The organism is Streptomyces sp. NBC_00667 (genome assembly GCF_036226825.1).
Lineage (GTDB): Bacteria > Actinomycetota > Actinomycetes > Streptomycetales > Streptomycetaceae > Streptomyces.
Map to the genome: position 1 here is coordinate 5136131 of NZ_CP109022.1, position 22161 is coordinate 5158291.

General features: G+C 71.6%; 22 protein-coding genes. 14 read left to right on the plus strand and 8 right to left on the minus strand.

The window, feature by feature from the left end; all coding sequences use genetic code 11:
- The first annotated feature begins 317 nt into the window (after window positions 1-317).
- Window positions 318-1067 (plus strand): hypothetical protein, encoded by a 750-nt coding sequence (locus tag OHA81_RS23795; protein ID WP_329198988.1) that lies wholly within the window; start codon window positions 318-320, stop codon window positions 1065-1067.
- Window positions 1068-1074: 7 nt separating this feature from the next.
- Here OHA81_RS23795 and OHA81_RS23800 read toward each other — a convergent pair whose 3' ends face one another.
- Together OHA81_RS23800 and OHA81_RS23805 are read right to left on the minus strand one after the other, a co-directional pair.
- On the minus strand, window positions 1075-2421 hold the full coding sequence (locus OHA81_RS23800; RefSeq protein ID WP_329198990.1) for a D-arabinono-1,4-lactone oxidase: 1347 nt from the start codon (window positions 2419-2421) through the stop codon (window positions 1075-1077).
- Window positions 2354-3625 (minus strand): MFS transporter, encoded by a 1272-nt coding sequence (locus OHA81_RS23805; protein WP_329198991.1) that lies wholly within the window; start codon window positions 3623-3625, stop codon window positions 2354-2356. Before OHA81_RS23805 ends, OHA81_RS23800 begins: the two co-directional genes overlap by 68 nt.
- Before the next feature lie 168 nt (window positions 3626-3793).
- Between OHA81_RS23805 and OHA81_RS23810 the strand changes: the two genes are divergently transcribed.
- Together OHA81_RS23810 and OHA81_RS23815 are read left to right on the plus strand one after the other, a co-directional pair.
- On the plus strand, window positions 3794-4933 hold the full coding sequence (locus OHA81_RS23810; RefSeq protein ID WP_329198993.1) for a ferrochelatase: 1140 nt from the start codon (window positions 3794-3796) through the stop codon (window positions 4931-4933).
- A 14-nt stretch (window positions 4934-4947) separates the two neighbouring features.
- Window positions 4948-5766, plus strand: a complete 819-nt coding sequence (locus OHA81_RS23815) for an inositol monophosphatase family protein (protein WP_329198994.1) — start codon at window positions 4948-4950, stop codon at window positions 5764-5766.
- 173 nt (window positions 5767-5939) lie between these two features.
- Here the strand turns inward: OHA81_RS23815 and OHA81_RS23820 are convergent, their stop codons facing one another.
- Window positions 5940-6107, minus strand: a complete 168-nt coding sequence (locus tag OHA81_RS23820; protein ID WP_329198996.1) for a hypothetical protein — start codon at window positions 6105-6107, stop codon at window positions 5940-5942.
- Between the two features lie 261 nt (window positions 6108-6368).
- On the opposite strand from OHA81_RS23820, the gene OHA81_RS23825 reads away from it, so the two are divergent.
- The 4 genes from OHA81_RS23825 to OHA81_RS23840 all read left to right on the plus strand — a co-directional run bounded on the left by OHA81_RS23825 (window position 6369) and on the right by OHA81_RS23840 (window position 9875).
- Entirely contained in the window at window positions 6369-7022 is a 654-nt protein-coding gene (locus tag OHA81_RS23825) for a response regulator transcription factor (protein WP_030036265.1), read from the plus strand.
- Window positions 7023-7026: 4 nt separating this feature from the next.
- Window positions 7027-8271: a sensor histidine kinase gene (locus tag OHA81_RS23830; protein WP_329198998.1), complete on the plus strand. Its 1245-nt coding sequence runs from the start codon at window positions 7027-7029 to the stop codon at window positions 8269-8271.
- A 383-nt stretch (window positions 8272-8654) separates the two neighbouring features.
- Window positions 8655-8951 carry a DUF4193 domain-containing protein gene (locus OHA81_RS23835; protein WP_136212598.1) on the plus strand — a complete coding sequence of 99 codons (297 nt, stop codon included), beginning with the start codon at window positions 8655-8657 and terminating at the stop codon, window positions 8949-8951.
- Window positions 8952-8963: 12 nt separating this feature from the next.
- Window positions 8964-9875 carry a hypothetical protein gene (locus OHA81_RS23840; protein ID WP_329199001.1) on the plus strand — a complete coding sequence of 304 codons (912 nt, stop codon included), beginning with the start codon at window positions 8964-8966 and terminating at the stop codon, window positions 9873-9875.
- Between the two features lie 25 nt (window positions 9876-9900).
- Here the strand turns inward: OHA81_RS23840 and OHA81_RS23845 are convergent, their stop codons facing one another.
- Window positions 9901-10365 carry a DUF3093 domain-containing protein gene (locus OHA81_RS23845; protein ID WP_329199003.1) on the minus strand — a complete coding sequence of 155 codons (465 nt, stop codon included), beginning with the start codon at window positions 10363-10365 and terminating at the stop codon, window positions 9901-9903.
- Between the two features lie 57 nt (window positions 10366-10422).
- Here OHA81_RS23845 and OHA81_RS23850 point away from each other — a divergent pair, with 57 nt between their 5' ends.
- The 5 genes from OHA81_RS23850 to OHA81_RS23870 all read left to right on the plus strand — a co-directional run bounded on the left by OHA81_RS23850 (window position 10423) and on the right by OHA81_RS23870 (window position 13892).
- Window positions 10423-11007, plus strand: coding sequence for a PaaI family thioesterase (locus OHA81_RS23850; RefSeq protein ID WP_329199005.1), 585 nt, complete (start codon window positions 10423-10425; stop codon window positions 11005-11007).
- On the plus strand, window positions 11007-11543 hold the full coding sequence (gene dut, locus OHA81_RS23855) for a dUTP diphosphatase (protein ID WP_190186170.1): 537 nt from the start codon (window positions 11007-11009) through the stop codon (window positions 11541-11543). Before OHA81_RS23850 ends, dut begins: the two co-directional genes overlap by 1 nt.
- 1 nt (window position 11544) lies before the next feature.
- Window positions 11545-12330, plus strand: coding sequence for a DUF3710 domain-containing protein (locus tag OHA81_RS23860; RefSeq protein ID WP_329199009.1), 786 nt, complete (start codon window positions 11545-11547; stop codon window positions 12328-12330).
- A 380-nt stretch (window positions 12331-12710) separates the two neighbouring features.
- Window positions 12711-13130, plus strand: a complete 420-nt coding sequence (locus tag OHA81_RS23865) for an OB-fold nucleic acid binding domain-containing protein (protein ID WP_329199011.1) — start codon at window positions 12711-12713, stop codon at window positions 13128-13130.
- A gap of 3 nt (window positions 13131-13133) precedes the next feature.
- Window positions 13134-13892: a DUF3159 domain-containing protein gene (locus OHA81_RS23870; protein WP_329199013.1), complete on the plus strand. Its 759-nt coding sequence runs from the start codon at window positions 13134-13136 to the stop codon at window positions 13890-13892.
- Between the two features lie 142 nt (window positions 13893-14034).
- On the opposite strand, the gene OHA81_RS23875 is transcribed toward OHA81_RS23870, so the two are convergent.
- Both OHA81_RS23875 and OHA81_RS23880 read right to left on the minus strand, forming a co-directional pair.
- Window positions 14035-14697 carry a potassium channel family protein gene (locus OHA81_RS23875; protein WP_190186165.1) on the minus strand — a complete coding sequence of 221 codons (663 nt, stop codon included), beginning with the start codon at window positions 14695-14697 and terminating at the stop codon, window positions 14035-14037.
- Entirely contained in the window at window positions 14694-15362 is a 669-nt protein-coding gene (locus tag OHA81_RS23880; RefSeq protein WP_329199016.1) for a potassium channel family protein, read from the minus strand. The genes OHA81_RS23875 and OHA81_RS23880 overlap by 4 nt, the downstream gene beginning before the upstream one ends.
- A 210-nt stretch (window positions 15363-15572) precedes the next feature.
- On the opposite strand from OHA81_RS23880, the gene OHA81_RS23885 reads away from it, so the two are divergent.
- Both OHA81_RS23885 and OHA81_RS23890 read left to right on the plus strand, forming a co-directional pair.
- Window positions 15573-17621, plus strand: coding sequence for an APC family permease (locus OHA81_RS23885; RefSeq protein WP_329199019.1), 2049 nt, complete (start codon window positions 15573-15575; stop codon window positions 17619-17621).
- A 158-nt stretch (window positions 17622-17779) separates the two neighbouring features.
- Entirely contained in the window at window positions 17780-19111 is a 1332-nt protein-coding gene (locus tag OHA81_RS23890; RefSeq protein ID WP_329199021.1) for a class I SAM-dependent RNA methyltransferase, read from the plus strand.
- A gap of 137 nt (window positions 19112-19248) precedes the next feature.
- On the opposite strand, the gene OHA81_RS23895 is transcribed toward OHA81_RS23890, so the two are convergent.
- The gene (locus OHA81_RS23895) at window positions 19249-20238 is read right to left on the minus strand and encodes a LysR family transcriptional regulator (RefSeq protein ID WP_329199023.1); all 990 of its coding nucleotides are present in this window, start codon (window positions 20236-20238) and stop codon (window positions 19249-19251) included.
- A 131-nt stretch (window positions 20239-20369) separates the two neighbouring features.
- Window positions 20370-22136: an ABC transporter substrate-binding protein gene (locus OHA81_RS23900; RefSeq protein ID WP_329199025.1), complete on the minus strand. Its 1767-nt coding sequence runs from the start codon at window positions 22134-22136 to the stop codon at window positions 20370-20372.
- Window positions 22137-22161: the final 25 nt, after the last annotated feature.

The following is a 22161-nucleotide window of genomic DNA, read 5'->3' on the forward strand; positions in this document are numbered from 1 at the left end:
GGTCTTGAGTGCCGTTTCTCCATCGTCGGCCCCCTCTCCCGGGTCCGGACATCCGAAAGGAAGGACGGCCCCAGGGCTCGCCACAGTACTCCATTCGGGCCACCTGGGTGGACCGCCGCGCCGCCGAAGTTGTCCCGGGCGGCGGGAGTTGGCCTGCCCTGGAACGGGGCCCGGGCATGGCCCACCTGCGGCGCGGTCCGTTTTCGGGTGTCTTGCTTCACAGAATCCGCAGAAGCGGAACTATCCCTTTCGTCCAGGTGTCTGTAACTACCGGAAGAGGAGAGGCAGGAGAGGCGCGAGAGGCAGGCAGACACGGGATGGCACAGGACGGCACCGCACCGGAGAAGCAGAAGCTCGACCTGAGCGTCGCTCAGATCGCCGGCTCCTCCCTCGCCACCGTCGCGGCGGCGCTGCTCGCCTCGAAGCTGGGGGTGTACGGGACCATCCTGGGCGCCGGGGTGGTGAGCGTGGTCGCCACCGCCGGCGGCCCCGTCATCCAGCACGTGTTCCGCAGCACCGGCGACCGCCTCCGCACCGGCGACCGCCTCCGCACCGGCGACGGCCTCCGTACCGGCGACCGTCTCCGCACCGGCGCCCGGCCCGGGTCCGGCCCGCCGGGGCCCCCGGCGGCCGGGGAGTTCGGCGAGGCCACCGTCCACGGCACCCGCGTACGGGGCTGGAAGCGCACGGCGGTGGCGTCGGGGGCCGCCTTCGCGATGGCCATCGGAGGGCTCGGCGTTTACGAGGCCGCGGCCGGCACCTCGGTCAGCGACGGCGGCGGCACCCTCCTGTCCGGCGGTACCCGCAAGGCCGCCGACCACCGCCGGCGCCCCGCGCCCGAGGACGGCGGGGGCGGCGGGACCTCCCCGGGTCCCGGGAGCTCCCGCGGCGGCCGGAGCCCGGAGCCCGGTCCGGCCCCCTCCCGCTCCGCGGACCGGGCGCCGTCGCCGGCCCCGAGCCGGCCGGGACCGGACCCGGAGCGCACCCCGCAGCCCGCACCCACCCCGTCCTCGACGCCCGCGCCGACGCCGACACCGACGCCCACCCCGGAGCCGAGCTCCTCCTGAACCGCCGTCAGGCGCCCAGGACCCGCCTCAGGTAGTCGTTGCCGAACAGCCGGTCCGGATCCAGCCGGTCGCGCAGGGCGGTGAACTCGCCGAAGCGCGGGTAGAGCCGGGCGAAGTACTCGGCGTCCCGGGTGTGCACCTTGCCCCAGTGCGGCCGCCCCCCGTGCGCGGTGAAGATCCGCTCGGCCGCGGTGAAGTACGCCTGGTACGGCGTGCCCTTGTACATGTGCACCGCGATGTACGCCGTCTCGCGCCCCGAGGCCGTGGACAGGGTGATGTCGTCCGCCGGAGCCGTCCGCACCTCCACGGGGAAGCTGATCCGCAGGTCGGAACGGTCGACCATCGCCTTGAGCTCCCGCAGGGCCCCGACGGCGCGCTCGCGCGGAAGGGCGTACTCCATCTCCACGAAACGCACCCGGCGCGGGCTGGTGAACACCTTGTACGGGATGTCGGTGTAGGTCCGCGCCGACAGCGCGCGGCTCGCGACGCGGGCGATGGAGGGGATGGCCGCGGGAACGGCTCGGCCCAGCGAGTTGACCGCCTGGAACAGGCCGTTGGACAGCAGTTCGTCCTCGACCCACGCGCTGACCGCTCCGGGCGGGGCGGCCGGGCCCTGGCTGCGGTTGTTCCGCTTGGTGTTGCAGTTGCCGGTGTGCGGGAACCAGTAGAACTCGAAGTGCTCGTTCTCCGCGACGTGCTCGTCGAACTCGGCCGTCACCCGGTCGAAGCCCATCGGCTCCTCACGGGCGGTCAGGAAGAAGAGCGGCTCGACGGCGAAGGTCACCGAGGTGACGATGCCGAGCGCCCCGATGCCGAGCCGCGCCGCCGCGAAGACCTCGGGGTTCTCCTTCTCGGAGCACGTCAGCAGCCTGCCGTCCGCGGTGACCAGTTCCAGCGCGCGGATCTGGGCGGCGATGGAGGCCGAGTCGCGGCCGGTGCCGTGGGTGCCGGTGCTGATCGCACCCGCGACCGTCTGTTCCATGATGTCGCCCATGTTGGTGAGCGACAGGCCTTCCCGGGCGAGGGCCGCGTTCAGGTCCTTGAGGACCGTGCCCGCCGCCACCGTGACGGTTCCGGCGGCCCGGTCGACCGCCGTGATGCCCCGCAGCGCCTGGGGGCGGATGAGCACCCCGTCGGTCGCGGCGGCCGCGGTGAAGGAGTGGCCGGTGCCGACCGCCTTCACCCGCAGCCCGTCCCCGGCGGCCCTGCGGACCGCCTCCTGGAGTTCCCCGACCGAGGCCGGGGTCACCACCCGCACGGGCGTCGCGCTGACGTTCCCCGCCCAGTTACGCCACGCGGCCGGCGTCCCCGCCGCCCCTGCCCGCCCGTTCCGCCCTGCTGTCGCCGTCCCCATCGGTAGCTGGCTCCTCCCCTTGCGCCGGCCTCGTCAGCCGGCGGTAACCCGCGAACGCCACCGCGGCCGCGGCCGCTCCCGCCGATATGGAGACGACGTACCCGCTCCTGGCGCCGGCCGCGTCGATGACCAGGCCGGCCACGGAGGAGCCGACCGCGACACCGACCGCGAGGCCGGTGCTGATCCAGGTCATGCCCTCGGTCAGCTTCGCGCGGGGTACGTGCGCCTCGATCAGGGCCATCGTGGTGATCATCGTGGGAGCGATGGCGAGGCCCGAGACGAAGAGCGCCACGGCCAGAAACGGCAAGTTCCCGGCCAGTAGGAGGGGGATCATACTCACGGCCATCGCACAGATGCCCAGTACCCATCGACGTTCGGCCGTCCCCTTGGGGTGCAGCAGGCCGAAGACGATCCCGGCGAGGCAGGAGCCGAGGGCCCACACGGCGAGGATCACGCTCGCGAGCGGTTTGTGGCCGCGCTCGTCGGCGAAGGCGAGCGTGGCGACGTCGATCGAGCCGAAGATCGCCCCGGTCGCCACGAACGTGGCAACGAGCACCTGGAGTCCCGGGGAGCGCAGGGCCGACGACCGGTTCCCGTGCTCGTCGTGCGGATGCGGCTCCGGTTCCGTGGCGCGCTGCGCCGTCAGCCACCACACGCCCACCAGCAGGCACAGCGCGGCGACCAGCGGCCCGGCCTCCGGGAACCAGGTCGTGGACAGGGAGATGGCGACGATCGGCCCGAAGATGAAGCAGACCTCGTCGACCACGGATTCGAAGGAGTACGCGGTGTGCAGGCTGGGGGTGTCCCGGTAGATCGCCGTCCACCGGGCGCGGACCATCGAGCCGACGCTCGGTACGCACCCCGCGAGGACGGAGAAGACGAAAAGGGTCCAGTCCGGCCAGCCGTTCGCCGCGGCGATCAGGAGCCCGGCCACCGACGCGACGGCGAAGAGGGTCGCGGGGCGCAGCACCCGCCGCTGCCCGTAGCGGTCGACCAGCTTGGAGATCTGGGGGCCGACCGCCGCGGCGGAGAGGGCCAGGGCTCCGGTGAGCGCGCTCGCCAGCCCGTAGCGGCCGGTGATCTCCGAGATCATGGTCAGGATGCCGACGCCCACCATGGAGAGCGGCATGCGGCCGATGAACCCGGCTGCGCTGAACCCCTTGGTGCCTGGGGCGGCGAAGATCGCGCGGTAGGGACTGGGCACGGGCCCTCCGTAGGGGATGTCAAAGGCCTGAACAGGTTACGACCGCCGACAAGGCACCCGCATGGCGAGGAAACGGACTTACTAAGGGTGACCTTACCCGTGGGACGCGTCATGTCGGCCGCCGGGTCCGTTTCCCGCCGCGGCCGCCTGGGTGGCAGGATTCGACGCATGTCCGACCAGCTCCGCGCCCCCGACGCCGCCCCCTACGACGCCCTTCTGCTGCTCTCCTTCGGCGGCCCCGAGGGCCCCGAAGACGTCGTGCCGTTCCTGGACAACGTCACGCGCGGGCGCGGCATCCCGCGCGAACGGCTCAAGGAGGTCGGGCAGCACTACTTCCGCTTCGGCGGCGTCAGCCCCATCAACGGCCAGAACCGCGAGCTCCTGGACGCCCTGCGCAAGGAATTCGCCGAGCACGGCCCGGACCTGCCCGTGTACTGGGGCAACCGGAACTGGGCGCCGTACCTCACCGACGTGCTGCGGGAGATGGCCGCCGACGGCCGCCGCCGCATCGCGGTGCTCGCCACCAGCGCGTACGCCTCGTACTCCGGCTGCCGCCAGTACCGGGAGAACCTCGCCGACGCGCTCGCCACCCTGGCCGAGGAGGGCGTGGCCGAGCTGCCCCGGGTGGACAAGCTGCGGCACTACTTCAACCACCCGGGCTTCGTACAGCCGATGGTCGAGGGCGTGCTCGCCTCGCTGGCCGCCCTGCCGCAGGACGTGCGCGCCGGCGCGCACCTGGCGTTCACCACGCACTCCATCCCGACCGCGGCCGCCGACACCTCCGGCCCCGTCGAGGAGCACGGCGACGGCGGCGCGTACGTCAGGCAGCACCTGGAGGTCGCGGGGCTCATCGCGGACGCGGTGCGCGCCGAGACGGGCACCGAACTGCCCTGGGAGCTGGTCTACCAGTCGCGCAGCGGTGCCCCGCACATCCCCTGGCTGGAGCCCGACATCTGCGACCACCTGGAGGCCCTGCACGAGGCGGGCGCCCCGGCGGTGGTGATGGTGCCGATCGGCTTCGTCTCGGACCACATGGAGGTCCTGTACGACCTCGACACCGAGGCGACGGCCAAGGCCGCCGAACTGGGCCTGCCCGTCGCCCGGTCGGCGACGGTAGGCGCCGACCCGCGGTTCGCGGCGGCGGTACGGGACCTCGTGCTGGAGCGGGCCGCCGCCGAACGCGGCGAAGCGGTGGAGCGGTGCGCGCTCGGGGCGCTCGGCCCCAGCCACGACCTCTGCGCGGTGGGCTGCTGTCCCGCGCGAGCACCCCGGCCGGCGGCCGCGGGCGTCGACAGTCCGTACGCGTAGGGAGTGGGACGAGCATGGTTACCGACGAACAGGACCCGGCCGCACTGAAAGCGGAACTGCTGGCGGTGGGCCTCGACGCCGCCCGGAAGGCGGGCGAGCTGCTGCGCGACGGGCGGCCGGCGGACCTTGCGGTGGCGGCGACCAAGTCCAGCCCGATCGACGTGGTGACCGAGATGGACATCGCGGCGGAGAAGCTGATCACGGGCATCCTCGCGGAGCGCCGGCCCCATGACGGGCTGCTCGGCGAGGAGGGCGCCGACAGCCCCGGGACGAGCGGCGTGCGGTGGGTCGTGGACCCGTTGGACGGCACCGTGAACTACCTGTACGGGCTGCCCAGCTGGAGCGTGTCGATCGCCGCCGAGTACCGCGGCGAGACGGTGGTCGGGGTGGTGGCGGCGCCGATGCGCGCCCAGACGTACCACGCCGTGCTCGGCGCAGGGGCCTGGCAGGGGGACGTCCGGCTGAGGTGCCGCGCGGCCGCGCCGCTGGACCAGGCACTGGTGGCCACCGGGTTCGCCTACCTCCAGGACCGCAAGGAGCAGCAGGCGGAGGTGGTGCGGCGGATCCTGCCGCGGGTGCGGGACATCCGCCGCGCCGGATCGGCGGCCCTGGACCTCTGCGACGTCGCCGCCGGGCGGCTGGACGGCTACTACGAGCGGGGGCTGAACCCCTGGGACCTCGCCGCGGGCGCGCTCATCGCCCGGGAGGCCGGCGCCTTGACGGGCGGCCGGCCGGGCGAGCCGGCCTCGGGGGAGCTGGCGCTGGCCGCCACCCCCGCCGTGTTCGCCTCGCTGCAGCCGCTGCTGGAGGAAGCCGGGGCCTGGCACGACTGACCGCGGACGGTCCCGGACGTGAGTGGATCCCGGCCGCCCTGGGGCGGCCGGGATCCAGGAAGGAGTACCGGGGTTCGAGAAGTGTCGGTCGGGCCTTCGGTCGGGCGGCTCTGCGTCAGGTGCCTTCGGTCGGGCGCCTTCGGTCGGGCGGCTCTCGGTCGGGCAGCTCCCGGTCAGGCAGCGGTGACCGGAACGCCGTGCTCGGCCGCGAGGCGCTGGAGGTCCTCCAGCTCGGCCTGTTCCACATCCGCGAGGTAGTCGTCGCCCGTCGCACGGGCCTTGCTGAGGTCCGACTGCGTGGCCCTGATGCGCTGCAGGAGACCCGCGGTGAATGCGTCCATGGTGGGTGCGCCCCCTCTTCGTGGGTCGCGGCGGTGCTGCCCGTGGCAGTCCGCCGTCAGGAGTGGATGGGGTGTTCCCTCGTCCTCCCCGGCACCCTGGGCGCAGAAACCTCGTGAGTCCATCGAATCGTCGCAACCGTCCGTACGGAATCGGCCGCTGCGGGGGGCCCATGGCGCCTTACAGCCGGTTTACCGCCGAAACGGGCAGGATGGGCGACGCAATACACGTGTGCCCTTCTGGGCTCGAAGGAAGGAAACGACGTGCGCGTACTCGTCGTCGAGGACGAGCAGCTGCTCGCCGATGCGGTGGCCACCGGCCTGCGCCGGGAGGCCATGGCCGTGGACGTCGTGTACGACGGCGCCGCGGCCCTGGAGCGCGTCGGAGTGAACGACTACGACGTGGTCGTACTCGACCGGGACCTCCCGCTGGTGCACGGCGACGACGTCTGCCGCAAGATCGTGGAGCTCGGCATGCCGACGCGCGTGCTCATGCTGACCGCCTCCGGGGACGTCAGTGACCGGGTCGAGGGGCTGGAGCTCGGGGCGGACGACTACCTGCCCAAGCCGTTCGCCTTCACCGAGCTGACCGCCCGCGTGCGCGCCCTGGGCCGGCGTACGACGGTCGCCCTGCCGCCCGTGCTGGAGCGCGCCGGGATCAAGCTGGACCCGAACCGGCGCGAGGTGTTCCGCGAGGGCCGGGAGGTGCAGCTGGCGCCGAAGGAGTTCGCGGTGCTGGAGGTCCTGATGCGCAGCGAGGGGACCGTGGTCTCCGCCGAGCAGCTGCTGGAGAAGGCCTGGGACGAGAACACCGACCCGTTCACGAACGTGGTGCGCGTGACGGTCATGACCTTGCGCCGCAAGCTCGGGGAGCCGCCCGTCATCGTGACCGTGCCGGGTTCCGGATACCGGATCTGACGCCATGGCAGCGACTCCGGCGCCACCAGCGGCACCCCCGAAACCGACCTGGGACCCCGGCCAGCCCGAGGGTCCTTTCCCGTGGCTGCGGCCGACCATCCGCATACGCCTCACGCTGCTCTACGGCGGGATGTTCCTGATCGCGGGCATCCTGCTGCTGTCGATCATCTACCTGCTGGCGGCGCAGGCCCTGCGGGAGGGCAACGCCCTGCCCTTCAAGATCGTCGGCGGTACGAAGATCGAGGTCACCAGTACGACCTGCTCCGGCGTGGGCGCCGACATGTCCTTCGACCAGTTCTACTCGGCGATCAGCCAGTGCATCTTCGACCAGCGCCGGCACGCCCTCGACGACCTGCTGAGCCGGTCGCTGATGGCGCTGCTGGGCCTGAGCATCATCGCCTTCGCCTTCGGCTACGCGATGGCCGGCCGGGTCCTCTCGCCGCTGGGCAAGATCACCCGCACCGCCCGCCGGGTGGTGGGCACCGACCTGACCCGGCGGATCGAGCTGGACGGGCCGGACGACGAGCTCAAGGAGCTCGCCGACACCTTCGACGAGATGCTCGACCGGTTGGAGCGGGCCTTCACCGCCCAGCAGAGGTTCGTCGCGAACGCCTCGCACGAGCTGCGCACACCGCTCGCGATCAACCGGACGCTGCTGGAGGTGCACCTCTCCGACCCCGGGGCGCCGGTGGAACTCCAGCAGCTCGGCAAGACGCTCCTGGCCACCAACGAGCGCAGCGAGCAGCTGGTCGAGGGGCTGCTGCTGCTGGCCCGAAGCGAGAACCAGATCGTCGAGCGCAAGCCCGTGGACCTGGCGGAGGTCGCCTCGCGCGCCATCGACCAGGCGCGGGCGGAGGCCGCGGCGAAGGGCGTGGAGATCCGCGGCGAGCGGTCGCTCGCCGTCGTCCAGGGCAACGGCGTGCTGCTGGAGCGGATCGCCTTGAACCTGGTGCAGAACGCCGTCCGCTACAACGTGCCGGAGGGCGGCTGGGTGGAGGTCACGACCGAGGTCCAGCACGGCCAGGCGGTGCTGCTCGTATCGAACACGGGTCCCGTGGTTCCCGCGTACGAGGTGGACAACCTCTTCGAGCCGTTCAGGCGGCTGCGTACGGAGCGAACGGGCAGCGACAAGGGTGTGGGGCTCGGTCTGTCCATCGCGCGCTCCGTGGCGCGCGCACACGGCGGCCGCATCCAGGCGACGCCCCGGGAGGGCGGTGGCCTCGTGATGCGTGTCACGTTGCCCCTGTGACCAGGACGCGCCTGCGTTCGCTATCGGCCGAATTCTTGGCCCACCGGTCAGATGGTCGCTGTGTGATCGATCACATGGGCGAGTGTCCGGCCGTGCGCGTTCCGTGACCCCAAGGGGGCCGGAAAGCCCGGGAAGTCCGGGTTTCCGGCCCCCCAAATGGCGGGAAATACACGGGGTGGCGTTTGTGCAAGGCGGCCTCCGGACCGTGTACGGTCCCGGTCGTCATCCCAGCCACAAGCTCCTTCGGGGGCCCGGCTGGGTGTCGATTGAGTAACAGACCTTGATGTGAGGCAAAATCTCCGCCTCAGGTCGGGCACAAGTCCGGCCTCTCGCGCGTTACGTGCGCTGAGACACCGCTAAATCCCAGAGGGGGAGAGCGAACCATGGCAACGGACTACGACACTCCGCGCAAGACCGACGACGACGTAGACAACGACAGCATCGAAGAGCTGAAGGCTCGACGCAACGAGAAGTCCCACTCGAATGTGGACGTGGACGACTTCGACGCGGCGGAGGGCATGGAGCTTCCCGGTGCCGACCTCTCCAACGAGGAGCTGGCCGTCCGGGTCCTGCCCAAGCAGGCCGACGAGTTCACCTGCATGAGCTGCTTCCTGGTGCACCACCGCAGCCAGCTGGCGCGCGAGAAGAACGGCCAGCCGATCTGTCGCGACTGCGACTGAGAGGCCTCGGCCGTGAAAGGGTCGTCGCCCTTCCGGAAGCACCGCTTCCGGAAGTCTGGTGATCCAGCGGAGACGCGGGTGGAAACGGGCTCGGAGGCGGGCCGCGTGACCTCCGGCGATCCCGCCGTGCCCTCCGACACCGCCCCAGCGGTGCCGCCGGCCACGGTGGCCGACGACGGGCCCCGCACGTCCGGGACCCGTCGGATGCAAGCCGTCAAGAACGGTGTGCGCAAGGGCCGCGCAGGTTCCAGGGCCGTCGCCCTGTACATCGCCGAACGCGTCATCGAGAACGCACCGCGCGTTCCGGTTCGGGACCTCGCGACCCTGCGCGCGCAGTTCCCGGGCCTCGACCCCGACCGGCTCGCCGACAAGCTGATCGCCGGCGCCGCCCACGCCACGTCCGCCGTCGGAGCCGGTGTCGGCGCCGCGGCGATGCTGCCCGTGCCGCCCGCGATGCCGGCGGAACTGGCGGCGGAGGTCACCGGGGTCGCCGCGATCGAGCTGAAACTGATCGCCGAACTCCACGAGGTCTACGGGCTGCGGCCCCCCGGGAACCTCATGGAGCGCACCTTCGCCTACCTCACGTCCTGGACGGAGGAGCGCGGGGTGGACCTGACCAAGCCGACGACGCTGAACGCGGCGCTGGGCGGTCAGATGAAGCGCGAACTGCGGCAGCAGATCACCAAGCGGATGGTCCGCAACATGCCGAACCTGATTCCCTTCATGGTGGGCGCGGCCGTCGGCGCCGTCATGAACCGCCGCGACACCCGCAAACTCGCCCACAAGGTCCGGGACGACCTGCGGGCGCGCGCCGTGTCCTGGGACGCCCTCCCCGCGCTGCCGCCCCTTGAGCGGGCGCCAGGGCCCCTTCCCGAGGCCGCCAGGGCCGCCATCGAGGGGACGGACCCCGAAGAGCGCCGCTAGCCGGCCGCCGGACCCGGGAGAGCCGTCAGCCGGCCTGCGTCCGCGCCGAGCGGATCGCCGTCGCCAGTGCCTCGGGCTCGCGGGTGGAGAGGTAGACGTAGGGGGTCGAATCCGCCGGGTCCGTGACCTCGACGCGGACCGCCGTCGGGACGTAGCTGCGCAGCAGCATGAACGCGCGGGTGTCGGCCTTGTAGGTGCGCCAGGCCCGGGCCTCCTCCGCGTCCAGGACCTCCGGCTCGCCCAGCGCCGCCACCGGGATCCGGGCCTCGCCCGCCGCCAGCGCACCGTTCACCACGCGCACGCGCGCGGAGCCGTACGAACTCACCAGCATCCCCGTCAGCGCCGTACCTCCGACCAGCCCGGCCAGCAGCGGCAGCGTGCCCAGCGGGAGCAGCATCAGGGCGCACGCCAGGCCGGTGAGTACGGCAATGGCCCACCAGGAGCGGGGGGCGGTCAGGCGTTCGTCGTGGTGCGCGGGGGAGAGCTGCATGCCTCAAGCCTGCCACGGGGCGACCCGCGGGTAGCCGCGCGGGTAAGGTCAGCGGCTGTGAGTGGACGAAACACAGCGTTGACGCCCCCGGCCGACGCCACGGCGCCGGTCCGGCACCCCGACGCGCCGGCACCCGGCGAACTCCTCGGTGCGCACTACGAGCACTGTTTCGGCTGTGGCGGGGGCCAGCCGCACGGGCTCCACCTGGAGGCCAGGGCGGGCGAGGGCGTGAGCGTCACCGCCGAGTTCACCGTCAAGCCCGCCCACCAGGGCGCGCCCGGTCTCGCGCACGGAGGCGTACTGGCCACCGCGCTCGACGAGACGCTGGGCTCGCTGAACTGGCTGCTGCGCGTCATCGCGGTGACCGGGCGGCTGGAGACCGACTTCGTCCGGCCGGTCCCGCTGGGCACCGTGCTGTACCTGGAGGCCGAGGTCACCGCCGTCGCCGGGCGGAAGATCTACTCCACCGCGGTCGGCCGAATAGGAGGCCCGCAGGGCCCCGTCGCCGTGCGCGCCGACGCCCTCTTCATCGAGGTGAAGGTCGACCACTTCATCGACAACGGAAGGCCCGAGGAGATCCGGGCGGCAATGGCCGACCCGGACCAGGTCAGGCGCTCGCGCGCCTTCGAGGTGAACCCCTGATGACTCAGAACGACCGCGCACCGGTCGACGTGCTGATCCGCCGCGTCGACCCCGAGGTGCCGCTGCCCTCCTACGGCCATCCCGGCGATGCGGGCTGCGACCTGGTGACCACCGAGGCCGCCGAGCTGGCGCCCGGTGAGCGGACCGTACTGCCCACCGGCGTCTCGATCGCCCTGCCCGACGGGTACGCCGCCTTCGTGCACCCCCGCTCGGGCCTGGCCGCCCGCTGCGGGCTCGCGCTGGTGAATGCCCCGGGGACGGTGGATGCCGGGTACCGTGGGGAAATCAAGGTGATCGTGGTCAATCTCGACCCGCGCGAGAGCGTCAGGTTCGAGCGTTTCGACCGCATTGCCCAGCTGGTTGTCCAGCGGGTCGAGAAGGTGCGCTTCCACGAGGTGGCGGAACTTCCCGGCTCGGCCCGGGCCGAGGGGGGTTTCGGCTCCACCGGCGGTCATGCGGCCGTGGCCGGATCCGGAGCTGGTCAGCAGGGTGGGAATGGCTACGCTTCGGTCGTAACCGACCGGGAAGGACAGTGACGTGTTCGGACGTCGCAAGAAGAACGACTCCGTCAACGACGGCGGCGCGGCCGAGCAGGTCGTCGAGAACGAGCACGGCGATGAGCAGAACGACGCCGACCAGCTCGACGACGCCACGCCCCGCCGAGTGAACCTGCCGCCGGCGCCCCGGCCCGACGGCCCCTGGGACGTTTCCGAAGTGCCCGGCAAGCCGGAAGACGGCCGGGTCGACCTCGGCGGCATCCTCGTACCCGGTGTCGAGGGCATGGAGCTGCGCGTGGAGGTCGCGGGTGACGCCATCGTCGCCGCGACCGTCGTCCTGGGCGACAGCGCGGTGCAGCTGCAGGCCTTCGCCGCGCCCAAGAAGGAAGGCATCTGGGGCGAGGTCCGCGAGGAGATCGCCGCGGGCATCACCCAGCAGGGCGGCATCATCGACGAGGTCGAGGGCCCGCTGGGCTGGGAGCTGCGCGCGCAGGTGCCCGTACCGCTGCCCGACGGGCAGACCGGTGCGCAGCTGGTGCGGTTCGTCGGCGTCGACGGCCCGCGCTGGTTCCTGCGCGGCGTCATCTCCGGCCAGGCCGCGGTGCGCCCCGAGGCCGGCGGTGTGCTGGAGCAGATCTTCCGGGACACCGTCGTCGTGCGCGGTGAGGGCCCGATGGCGCCCCGCGACCCGATCGTCCTCAAGCTGCCGAACGACGCCCAGATGGTGCCGGACGGCGTGCAGCAGACCGGTGAGGCGGAGGGCTCCCGCTTCGGCGGTGACATGGGCCAGCTGGAGCGCGGGCCGGAGATCACCGAGGTCCGCTGACCCTCCGCTCCTGCTGCTCCTCCTGCTCCTCGCTTTCGGGCCGGTGGGCCGTATCCCTCGCGGGTGCGGCCCACCGGCCTTCGCGCGTCCCGGCGTGCCTTCGCGCGTCTTGGCGGGCCTACGCGCGCCCCGGGGGCCTTTCCGGGCCCGCGGGGGCGTTCCGGGCCCGCGGGGGCGGGTGACCGCGTCGTCGGCTCCGTCGCGCACCACGGCCGGCAGCGCACCGGGACCCCGGGGGCCGGGAGCAACCACCCGCGGGTCTCCCGGGGGCAGCCGCGCCGCAAGCTCGGGGCGGACCCCCGCACCCGCGGCACTTCCTCACCGGACCGGGCACGGGGTACTGCTTCGAGAGGTGGCGGGCACGCCGGTACGCTTCCTGTATGAGTGCTGAACCGCGTCCCGAGAAGCCCGCGAAACCGGCCAGGCCGGCGGGCCGGTTCCGCCGGATGATCGAGCGTCTTTCCACCTCCCAGGAGGAGCTGCATTCGGCGGAGCTGCAGCAGGACGCAGAAGCCGCGGGATGCACGCGGATCTGCGACTCCTACGACCGCGAGATAGTCAAGGTGACCGGTACCCTGCGGACGGTCACCCTGCGCCCGCGGGCCGGCGTGCCCGCCCTGGAGGCGGAGCTGTTCGACGGCTCCGCCGCGCTGGACGTCGTGTGGCTCGGGCGTCGCTCGATCGTGGGAATCGAGCCCGGGCGGCGCATGATCGCCTCCGGACGGATCGCGATGAGTCACGGGCGCCGGGTCCTCTTCAACCCGAAGTACGAACTCCGACCGCTCGGACAGGAGCACTAGCCGGTGACGTCACTCGACAAACCGAACACCCCCGCCCCGGACGGCGCCGGCCCGGGCGGCCAGGCCGACCCCGCCGACGACCAGAAGGCGGCGACGCAGGCAGCGCTCTTCGACGCCTTCGGCGGCATCCGGGGCACCGTGGAGACGATGCTCCCCGGCCTGCTCTTCGTGATGATCTACACGATCAACAAGAACGTGGTGATGTCCGCCATCGCGGCGGCCGTCGTCGCGGTCGTGCTGGTGATCGTGCGGCTGCTGCGCAAGGACACCGTCAAGCACGCGTTCAGCGGCGTCTTCGGCGTCGGCGTGGGCGTGGCCTTCGCCCTCTTCACCGGCACCGCCAAGGGCTTCTACCTGCCCGGCATGATCTACGGGGCGGGGCTGGGGGTGGCCTTCACGCTCTCGGCGCTGATCGGCTTCCCGCTGCTCGGAGTCATCCTCGGGCCGGTGTTCAAGGAGAACCTGTCCTGGCGCACGCGCAACCCCGGGCGCAAGAAGGCGTACACCAAGGCCAGCCTGGCGTGGGGGATCATCTTCCTCGCCAAGTACGCGATCCTCTTCCCGCTGTACTGGTGGGGGGACGCGACCCAGCTCGGGTGGGTGCTGATCGCGCTCAAGCTGCCGCCGATGGTGCTCGCGGTGTACTTCACCTGGGTGTTCCTGGCGAAGGCGCCCCCGCCGATCGACGTCATCGCCGAGTACGAGGCCGAGGAGGCCGCCGAGAAGGCGGCGAAGGCCGCGGCGCGCGAGCGACGGGCGTAACCGCCGGAGCCGGACTCCCGGGACGGCGCCTGGGCCACCGAGCCCGCAACGGGTGCGCCGAGACGGCGAAGTCTCGCCGAGACGGCGAAGGGGCCGCCGGCCACACATGTGGTCGGCGGCCCCTTCGCGCGTGTGCGGGGCGTCAGTGACGGGCCTGGAGGAGGTCCTCCAGCTGCTCCTCGCGGGCCTGGGCGGCCACGAACAGCAGCTCGTCGCCCGGTTCCAGGGTCTCCTCGCCGTGCGGGGTGAGCACCCGGTTGCCCCGGATGATCGTGACCAGCGAGGTGTCCTCGGGCCAGCTGATCTCGCTGATCTGCGTGCCCGCGACCGAGGAGTCGGGCGGCAGGGTCAACTCGACGAGGTTGGCGTCGCCGTGGCTGAACCGGAGCAGCCGCACCAGGTCGCCGACGCTGACGGCCTCCTCCACCAGGGCCGACATCAGGCGGGGCGTGGAGACCGCGACGTCGACGCCCCAGGACTCGTTGAAGAGCCACTCGTTCTTCGGGTTGTTGACCCGCGCCACGACGCGGGGCACCCCGTACTCGGTCTTGGCGAGCAGGGAGACGACCAGGTTGACCTTGTCGTCACCCGTGGCGGCGATGACCACGTTGCAGCGCTGGAGCGCGGCCTCGTCCAGCGAGGTGATCTCGCAGGCGTCGGCCAGCAGCCATTCGGCCTGCGGCACGCGCTCCACGGAGATGGCGGTCGGCGCCTTGTCGACGAGCAGCACCTCGTGGCCGTTCTCCAGCAGCTCGCCCGCGATGGAGCGGCCGACGGCGCCGGCTCCGGCAATCGCGACCCTCATGCGTGTGCCTCCTCGGGCCCCTGGGCGAAGACCGCCTCGACCTTCTCGATCTCGTCCGTGCGCATCATCACGTGGACGAGGTCGCCCTCCTGGAGGACCGTCTGCGACGTCGGCAGCATGGCCTCGCCCAGCCGGGTGAGGAACGCCACGCGGACGCCCGTCTCGTCCTGCAGCGTGCTGACCTTGTGACCGATCCAGCTCGCCGAGGTGTGCACCTCGGCGAGCTGCACACCGCCGCTCGGGTCGCGCCACAGCGGCTCCGCGCCCGAGGGCAGCAGCCGGCGCAGCATCTGGTCGGCCGTCCACCGCACGGTCGCCACGGTCGGGATGCCCAGGCGCTGGTAGACCTCGGCGCGCTTGGGGTCGTAGATGCGGGCGGCGACGTTCTCGACGCCGAACATCTCGCGGGCCACGCGGGCGGCGATGATGTTGGAATTGTCACCGCTGCTGACGGCGGCGAAGGCGCCGGCTTCCTCGATGCCCGCCTCCCGCAGCGTGTCCTGATCGAAGCCGACCCCGGTCACGCGGCGGCCGCCGAACGATGCCCCCAGTCGACGGAATGCGGTGGGGTCCTGGTCGACGACTGCGACCGTATGACCCTGCTGTTCCAGGGTCTGCGCGAGGGCGGAGCCCACCCTTCCGCAGCCCATGATGACGATGTGCACGGCCGTCCTTCCGGCTGACAGCGGCTCGCTGGTTACCAGCCTCATTGCATGCTCTGGCTAAACAGGGTCTCAGACCATGGCCCAAGCTACACACGGGCGGTCACCAGTGTGACCATTTGGGCTGCGAGCGGGGGCTCATTGGAGCGTGATTGCCCGCTGATAGGGGCGGGGGGTTCGTCAGCCGGTTTTCGAACGCTTACGATCCTTGGCGTGTCCAAACTGACCGACGTGCCCAAACGGATCCTGATCGGCCGGGCGCTCCGCAGCGACCGCCTCGGAGAAACGCTCCTCCCCAAGCGGATCGCCCTACCTGTTTTCGCCTCGGACCCGCTCTCCTCGGTGGCGTACGCCCCGGGCGAGGTGCTGCTGGTCCTGTCGATCGCGGGCGTGTCGGCGTACCGCTACAGTCCCTGGATCGCGCTGGCGGTCGTGGTGCTGATGTTCACCGTGGTCGCGTCCTACCGGCAGAACGTCCACGCCTACCCGAGCGGCGGCGGCGACTACGAGGTGGCCAACACCAACCTCGGGCCCAAGGCCGGTCTCACTGTGGCGAGCGCGCTGCTGGTCGACTACGTCCTGACCGTCGCCGTGTCGATCGCCTCCGGAGTGGAGAATCTCGGCTCCGCCATCCCCTTCGTCGTCGAGCACAAAGTGCTCTGCGCGATCGGGATGATCTTGCTCCTCACGTTGATGAATCTGCGCGGCATGAAGGAATCGGGGCGACTCTTCGCGATTCCCACCTATGTCTTCGTCGCGGGCGTATTCATCATGATCGCGTGGGGTGCCTGGCGGGGCCTCGTCCTCGACGAGACCATGAAGGCGCCCACCGCCGATTTCGAGATCAAGGCGGAGCACCAGGGACTCGCCGGTTTCGCATTGGTCTTCCTGCTGCTGCGCGCCTTCTCCTCGGGCTGTGCCGCACTGACCGGCGTCGAGGCGATCAGCAACGGCGTGCCCGCGTTCCGCAAGCCCAAGAGCAAGAACGCCGCGACCACCCTCGCCCTGATGGGCGCGCTGGCCGTGACGATGTTCTGCGGAATCATCGCCCTGGCGATGGCGACCGACGTGAGGATGGCCGAGAAGCCCGCGACGGACCTGCTACACAACGGCATGGCGGTCGGACCGCAGTACGTGCAGAACCCGGTGATCTCCCAGGTCGCCGAGGCCGTCTTCGGCGACGGCAGCTTCCTGTTCATCGTGCTCGCCGCCGCCACCGCGCTCGTCCTGTTCCTGGCCGCCAACACGGCCTACAACGGCTTCCCGCTGCTGGGCTCGATCCTCGCCCAGGACCGCTATCTGCCCCGTCAGCTACACACCCGCGGCGACCGGCTCGCCTTCTCCAACGGCATCGTGCTGCTCGCGGGCGCCGCCGTCCTGCTGATCTGGATCTACGGCGCGGACTCGACCAAGCTGATCCAGCTCTACATCGTCGGCGTCTTCGTCTCCTTCACCCTCAGCCAGACCGGTATGGTCCGGCACTGGAACCGGCACCTGAGGGCCGAGAAGGACCAGGCCGTGCGGCGCCGGATGTTCCGCTCCCGCGCGATCAACGCCTTCGGCGCCTTCTTCACCGGCCTGGTGCTGGTCGTGGTCCTCGCCACCAAGTTCACCCACGGGGCCTGGGTCGCCCTGCTGGGAATGCTGATCTTCTACGGCACCATGACCGCCATCCGCAAGCACTACGACCGCGTCGCCGACGAGATCGCCGCCGACGAGGGGCCGAGCGACGACAGCGTGCGGCCCTCGCGGGTCCACTCGATCGTGCTGGTCTCCAAGGTGCACAAGCCCACGCTGCGCGCCCTGGCCTTCGCCAAGCTGACCCGCTCCGACACCCTGGAGGCGCTCAGCATCAGCGTCGACGCGGCCGAGACCAAGGCGCTCAAGGCGGAGTGGGAGCGGCGCGGGATCAACGTGCCGCTCAAGATCCTCGACTCCCCGTACCGCGAGATCACCCGGCCGGTGGTGGAGTACGTCAAGGGCCTGCGCAGCGAGAACCCGCGCGACGCGGTCAGCGTCTACATCCCGGAGTACGTCGTCGGCCGCTGGTACGAACACCTGCTGCACAACCAGAGCGCGCTGCGGCTCAAGGGGCGGCTGCTGTTCACGCCCGGTGTCATGGTGACCTCGGTGCCGTACCAGCTGGAGTCCTCGGAGCTCGCGAAGAAGCGGGCGAAGAAGCGGCAGGAGTGGAACGCCCCCGGTGCCGTGCGCCGCGGACCGGTGGACACCCCGCGGCCCAAGGACCGGGCGGGGAAGTAGCCGCCGGTCGGTCGGGAGGCCGGGGCGCCGGGCGGCCGGGACGCCGGGCGGCCTGGACGCCGGGCGGCCGGTGTGGCGAACGGCCGGACGCGATCCACGTAAACTGGTGGGTCGGTCGTCCGGCCGTTCCCGCTTTTATGTTTTGGAGTCTCCCCACCATGACCGAGCAGATCGAGAAGCAGTCACTGGTCGGGGAGGAGTACGAGGTCGAGGTCGGCCCCGTCGCGCACGGCGGCCACTGCATCGCCCGTACCGCCGAGGGCCGCGTCCTGTTCGTCCGGCACACCCTTCCCGGCGAGAAGGTCATCGCCCGGGTCACGGAGGGCGACGTCGACTCCCGCTTCCTGCGCGCCGACGCGATCACCGTCCTGGACGCCTCCAAGGACCGCGTCGAGGCGCCGTGCAAGTACGCCGGTCCGGGCAAGTGCGGCGGCTGCGACTGGCAGCACGCCAAGCCGGGCGCCCAGCGCCGGCTCAAGGGCGAGGTCGTCGCCGAGCAGCTCAAGCGGCTCGCGGGGCTCACCCCCGAGGAGGCCGGCTGGGACGGCACGGTCATGCCGGCCGAGGGCGACAAGCTGCCGGCCGGGCAGGTGCCGCAGTGGCGCACCCGGGTCCAGTACGCGATCGACGAGGACGGCCGCGTCGGCCTGCGCAAGCACCGCTCGCACGACATCGAGCCGATCGACCACTGCATGATCGCCGCTCAGGGCGTCAGCGAGCTGGGCATCGAGCAGCAGGACTGGCCCCAGATGGCGACGGTCGAGGCCATCGCCGCCTCCGGCTCCGGCGACCGCCAGGTCGTCCTGACCCCGCGTCCCGGCGGCCGGCTGCCCCTGGTCGAACTGGACAAGCCCGTCTCGGTCCTGCGCGTCGAGGAGAAGGACGGCGGGATCCACCGGGTGCACGGCCGCCCCTTCGTGCGCGAGCGCGCGGACGGCCGCACCTACCGCGTCGGCATGGGCGGCTTCTGGCAGGTCCACCCGCAGGCCGCCGACACGCTGATCAAGGCCGTCATGCAGGGGCTGATGCCGCGCAAGGGCGAGATGGCGCTCGACCTCTACTGCGGCGTCGGCATCTTCGCGGGCGCGCTCGCGGAGCGGCTCGGCGAGACGGGCGCGGTGCTGGGCATCGAGTCCGGCAAGCGCGCGGTGGAGGACGCCCGGCACAACCTGGCGGACTTCCCCCGGGTCCGCATCGAGCAGGGCAAGGTGGACCAGGCCCTCCCGAAGACCGGCATCACCGAGTGCGACCTCGTCGTCCTCGACCCCCCGCGCGCGGGCGCCGGCAAGCAGACGGTCCGCCACATCGCCTCCCTCTCGGCCCGCCGCATCGCCTACGTTGCCTGCGACCCGGCGGCCCTGGCCCGCGACCTGGCGTACTTCGCGGACAACGGCTACAAGGTCCGCACGCTCCGCGTCTTCGACCTCTTCCCGATGACCCACCACGTGGAGTGCGTGGCGATCCTGGAGCCGGTCGCGAAGGGCGCCTGACTGGCGTTCTGGCGGTGGGTGCCATGAGCGTCAGGGTGATGTCCTTCGCGCTGGAATGGCGCGCGTGAGGTAGCCGTCTCCTGCACCGGGCGTACGCGTGGTGGGGGAGGCGGCTTTCTCGTGGGCGGGGCGGGGCCCTAAGGGGCGGCCGGCCGGGGGGCTGCGGGTGGGGGTTGGGACAGGGTGGGGTGGCGGTGGCGCCAGGCCATGTAGACCGGGCTGGCGGCGGAGGTGGCCAGGTAGCCGGCCGCCACCGCGCGTAGGAGGGCGTCCCCGTGGCAGGACAGCGGGCCGTCGCGGTGCCAGGCCAGGACGTGGCGGTACCAGAGCGGGTTTCCCGCCAGGGGGCGGACGGCGACGCCGGGGGTTTCGGCGAACGTCGCCTGGCAGAGGCTGACGGCCAGCCCCGCGCGGACCAGTTCGAGCAGTTGGCGCCCCTCGGCCTCGTGCGGGGCGCTGGGGCGGCGGCCGGTCAGCGCGCACACGGAGGACCAGTACTCGCGGGTGCGGTCGCCGTCGGGCCGGGGCATCGCCCAGTCGTGATCGGCGAGTTCGGTCAGGGACACGGCCTCCTGACCGGCCAGGGGGTGGGTGGCGGGCAGCAGGGCGAAGACGGGTTCGGTGACGACGGGGGTGAGGACGACCCCGTCGCGCGGCGGCAGGACCTGCTCCGGGTGGTCGCCGAGGACCGCCGCCTCCAGGCGGCCGGCGGCGAGGTCGTCCAGGAGCGTGACGGGGGAGTAGTGGCACCGGGACGTCACCTCGGCCCGGGGGAGCAACGTCCGCATGGCCAGGACGAGGTGGCCGATGAGGGGAGCGCCGACCGATCCGACGCGGATCCGGTCCGGGGACGCCAGGTGGCGGGCGGCGCGGGCGGTGTCGGCGAGGAGCGCGTCGATGCCCGGCAGGACGGCGTGCGCCCGGGCCAGCACCAGCTCACCGAAGGCCGTGGGCGTGGCTCCGGTCCGCCGCCGGTCGAACAGGACACCGCCGAGCATCGACTCGATGCGGCGCAACTGCGTGCTGAGGCCCGGCTGCGTCATGGACAACGCGGCGGCGGCCCGGGTGAGGCTGCCGGCCTCGGCGATCGCGCACACCACGCGCAGGTGCCGTACCTCCAGTTCCATGTCGCGCATGTTATGGAGCGGTGACGGGTTTCGGACAGGAGCATGTCCCCGTGAGTAGTATGTGAAATGTCACACAGAGTTGTTCCGTTGCCGCTTCGGTTGCCGCTTCGGTTGCCGCTTCGGTTGCCGCATCAGTTGCCGCTCTTCGCCGGGTTCTTGAGCCCGATCGTGGCGTAGTCGAGCTGGCCGCCGAAGGACGTGTGGCCGAAGGCGCCGGCGATGTTGGTGCCGAGCAGCAGTGGCATGCGCTCGATGACGGCGGGCGTCGTCGGGGCCTTGGCGAGGATCTCCCCGTCCAGCTGCCGCCAAGCCGCGTTGGCCTGCGCGGCGTCGGTCATGTCGGCGATCTCGTCCATCCGCTTCATCGTCGCCTCGTCGCGGAAGAGCGAGTGATTGCCGGAGTTCCCCTTCTCCTTGATGTAGCGGCCGTCGAAGACGAAGGGAAGGAAGGTGGAGCCGGAGGGGTAGTCGGGGCACCAGCCGGTGTAGACGAGGTCGGTGCGGTTCTTGGTGTCACCGATGGTGTCGTAGAAGGCCGACGGGTCGACGGCATCGATCGTGACCTTGATCCCCGCCCGGCCCAGGGAGTGCTGGATCGCCTCGGCCACCGCCTTGTCGCCGTTGGAGACGGTGATACGGGTGGTGATCCCGTCCGGTTTGCCGGCCTCTCGCAGGAGCTGCTTGGCCCGCTCCACGTCACCCGTGGCCGGGATCCCCAGGGTGTCGGGCTGCTTGCCGCCGAAGAGCGAGCCGGGCATGAGGGCGGTGGAAAGGTCGTTGAGGGCCGGCCCGCCCGAGGCGGTCAGCACCGCCTCGCGGTCCAGGGCGTACAGCAGGGCCTGGCGGACCTTGACGTCGTCGAAGGGGGCGCGGCCCGTGTGCATCTGCACCATCTCGGTGCAGTTGGTGGACTCGGCCAGCAGCCGCGCCCTGACGTCGGCCTTGGTGAGCACCTTGGGGGTGCTCTCGGGGCGCAGCTTGCCCCAGGAGACGGCGGAGGCGTCCACGCCCTCCGAGGCGATGAGCCGGTCGTCGACCTGGTTGGCCCTCAGCCCCATCACCACGACCAGCTTGTCCGGGTAGGCCTTGCGCACGGTGTCCGTCGTCGGGTCCCAGTGGGGGTTGCGGACCAGTACCAGCCGCTTGTCCCGGTCGTACGACTCGATCTTGTAGGGGCCCGAGGAGAACGGGCGGTTGTCGTACTGGGGGCCCTTGTCCCGGGACTTCGGCACGGGGGCGAAGGTGGGCAGGACGGTGGCGTTGGGGAACTCCGCGAAGGGTTTGCGGAGTTCGAAGACGATCGTGTGGTCGTCGGGGGTCTTGACCGAGTCGAGGTGCTGCCCCTGGGCGGGGCCCCGGTAGCCCTCGGCGCCGGCCAGGTAGCGGGCGGCGTAGTCGGGGCCGCCCGGCAGGTCGGGGGAGAAGGACCGCTCCACGTTGTACTTGACGTCCTGGGCGGTGATCTGGGTGCCGTCCTCGTACGTGAGGCCCTTCTTCAGCTTGAAGGTCCAGGTCCTGGCGCCGTTGGAGGAGACACCGAGGTCCTCGGCGAGGTCGGGGGCCAGCTCTCCGCCCTTCGCGCCCGGTTCCGCCTTGTACGTCACCAGCGTGCGGTAGAGCAACCGGGTGCCGAAGTCCATGTCGCCGATCACCCAGTTGCGGGCCGGGTCGAGGTGGGTGAAGTCCTGGTTCGACAGGACGGTCAGCGTGCCGCCCTTCTGCGGAGTGCCGCCGACCGTGGCCCCCGCGTTGGCGAGTGCGGGGTTCTTCGCGGCGTTCTTCGCCTCCTCGTCCTGTTGACCGCTGCCGGAGCGGCCGCCGTGGGAGCAGCCGGCCATGCCGAGTGCGACGGTCGCCGCCAGGCCGGTGGCTATGGCGTGGAGAGTGCGCTTCTTCATCAGTGGTCACTCCGTGAACGGTCGG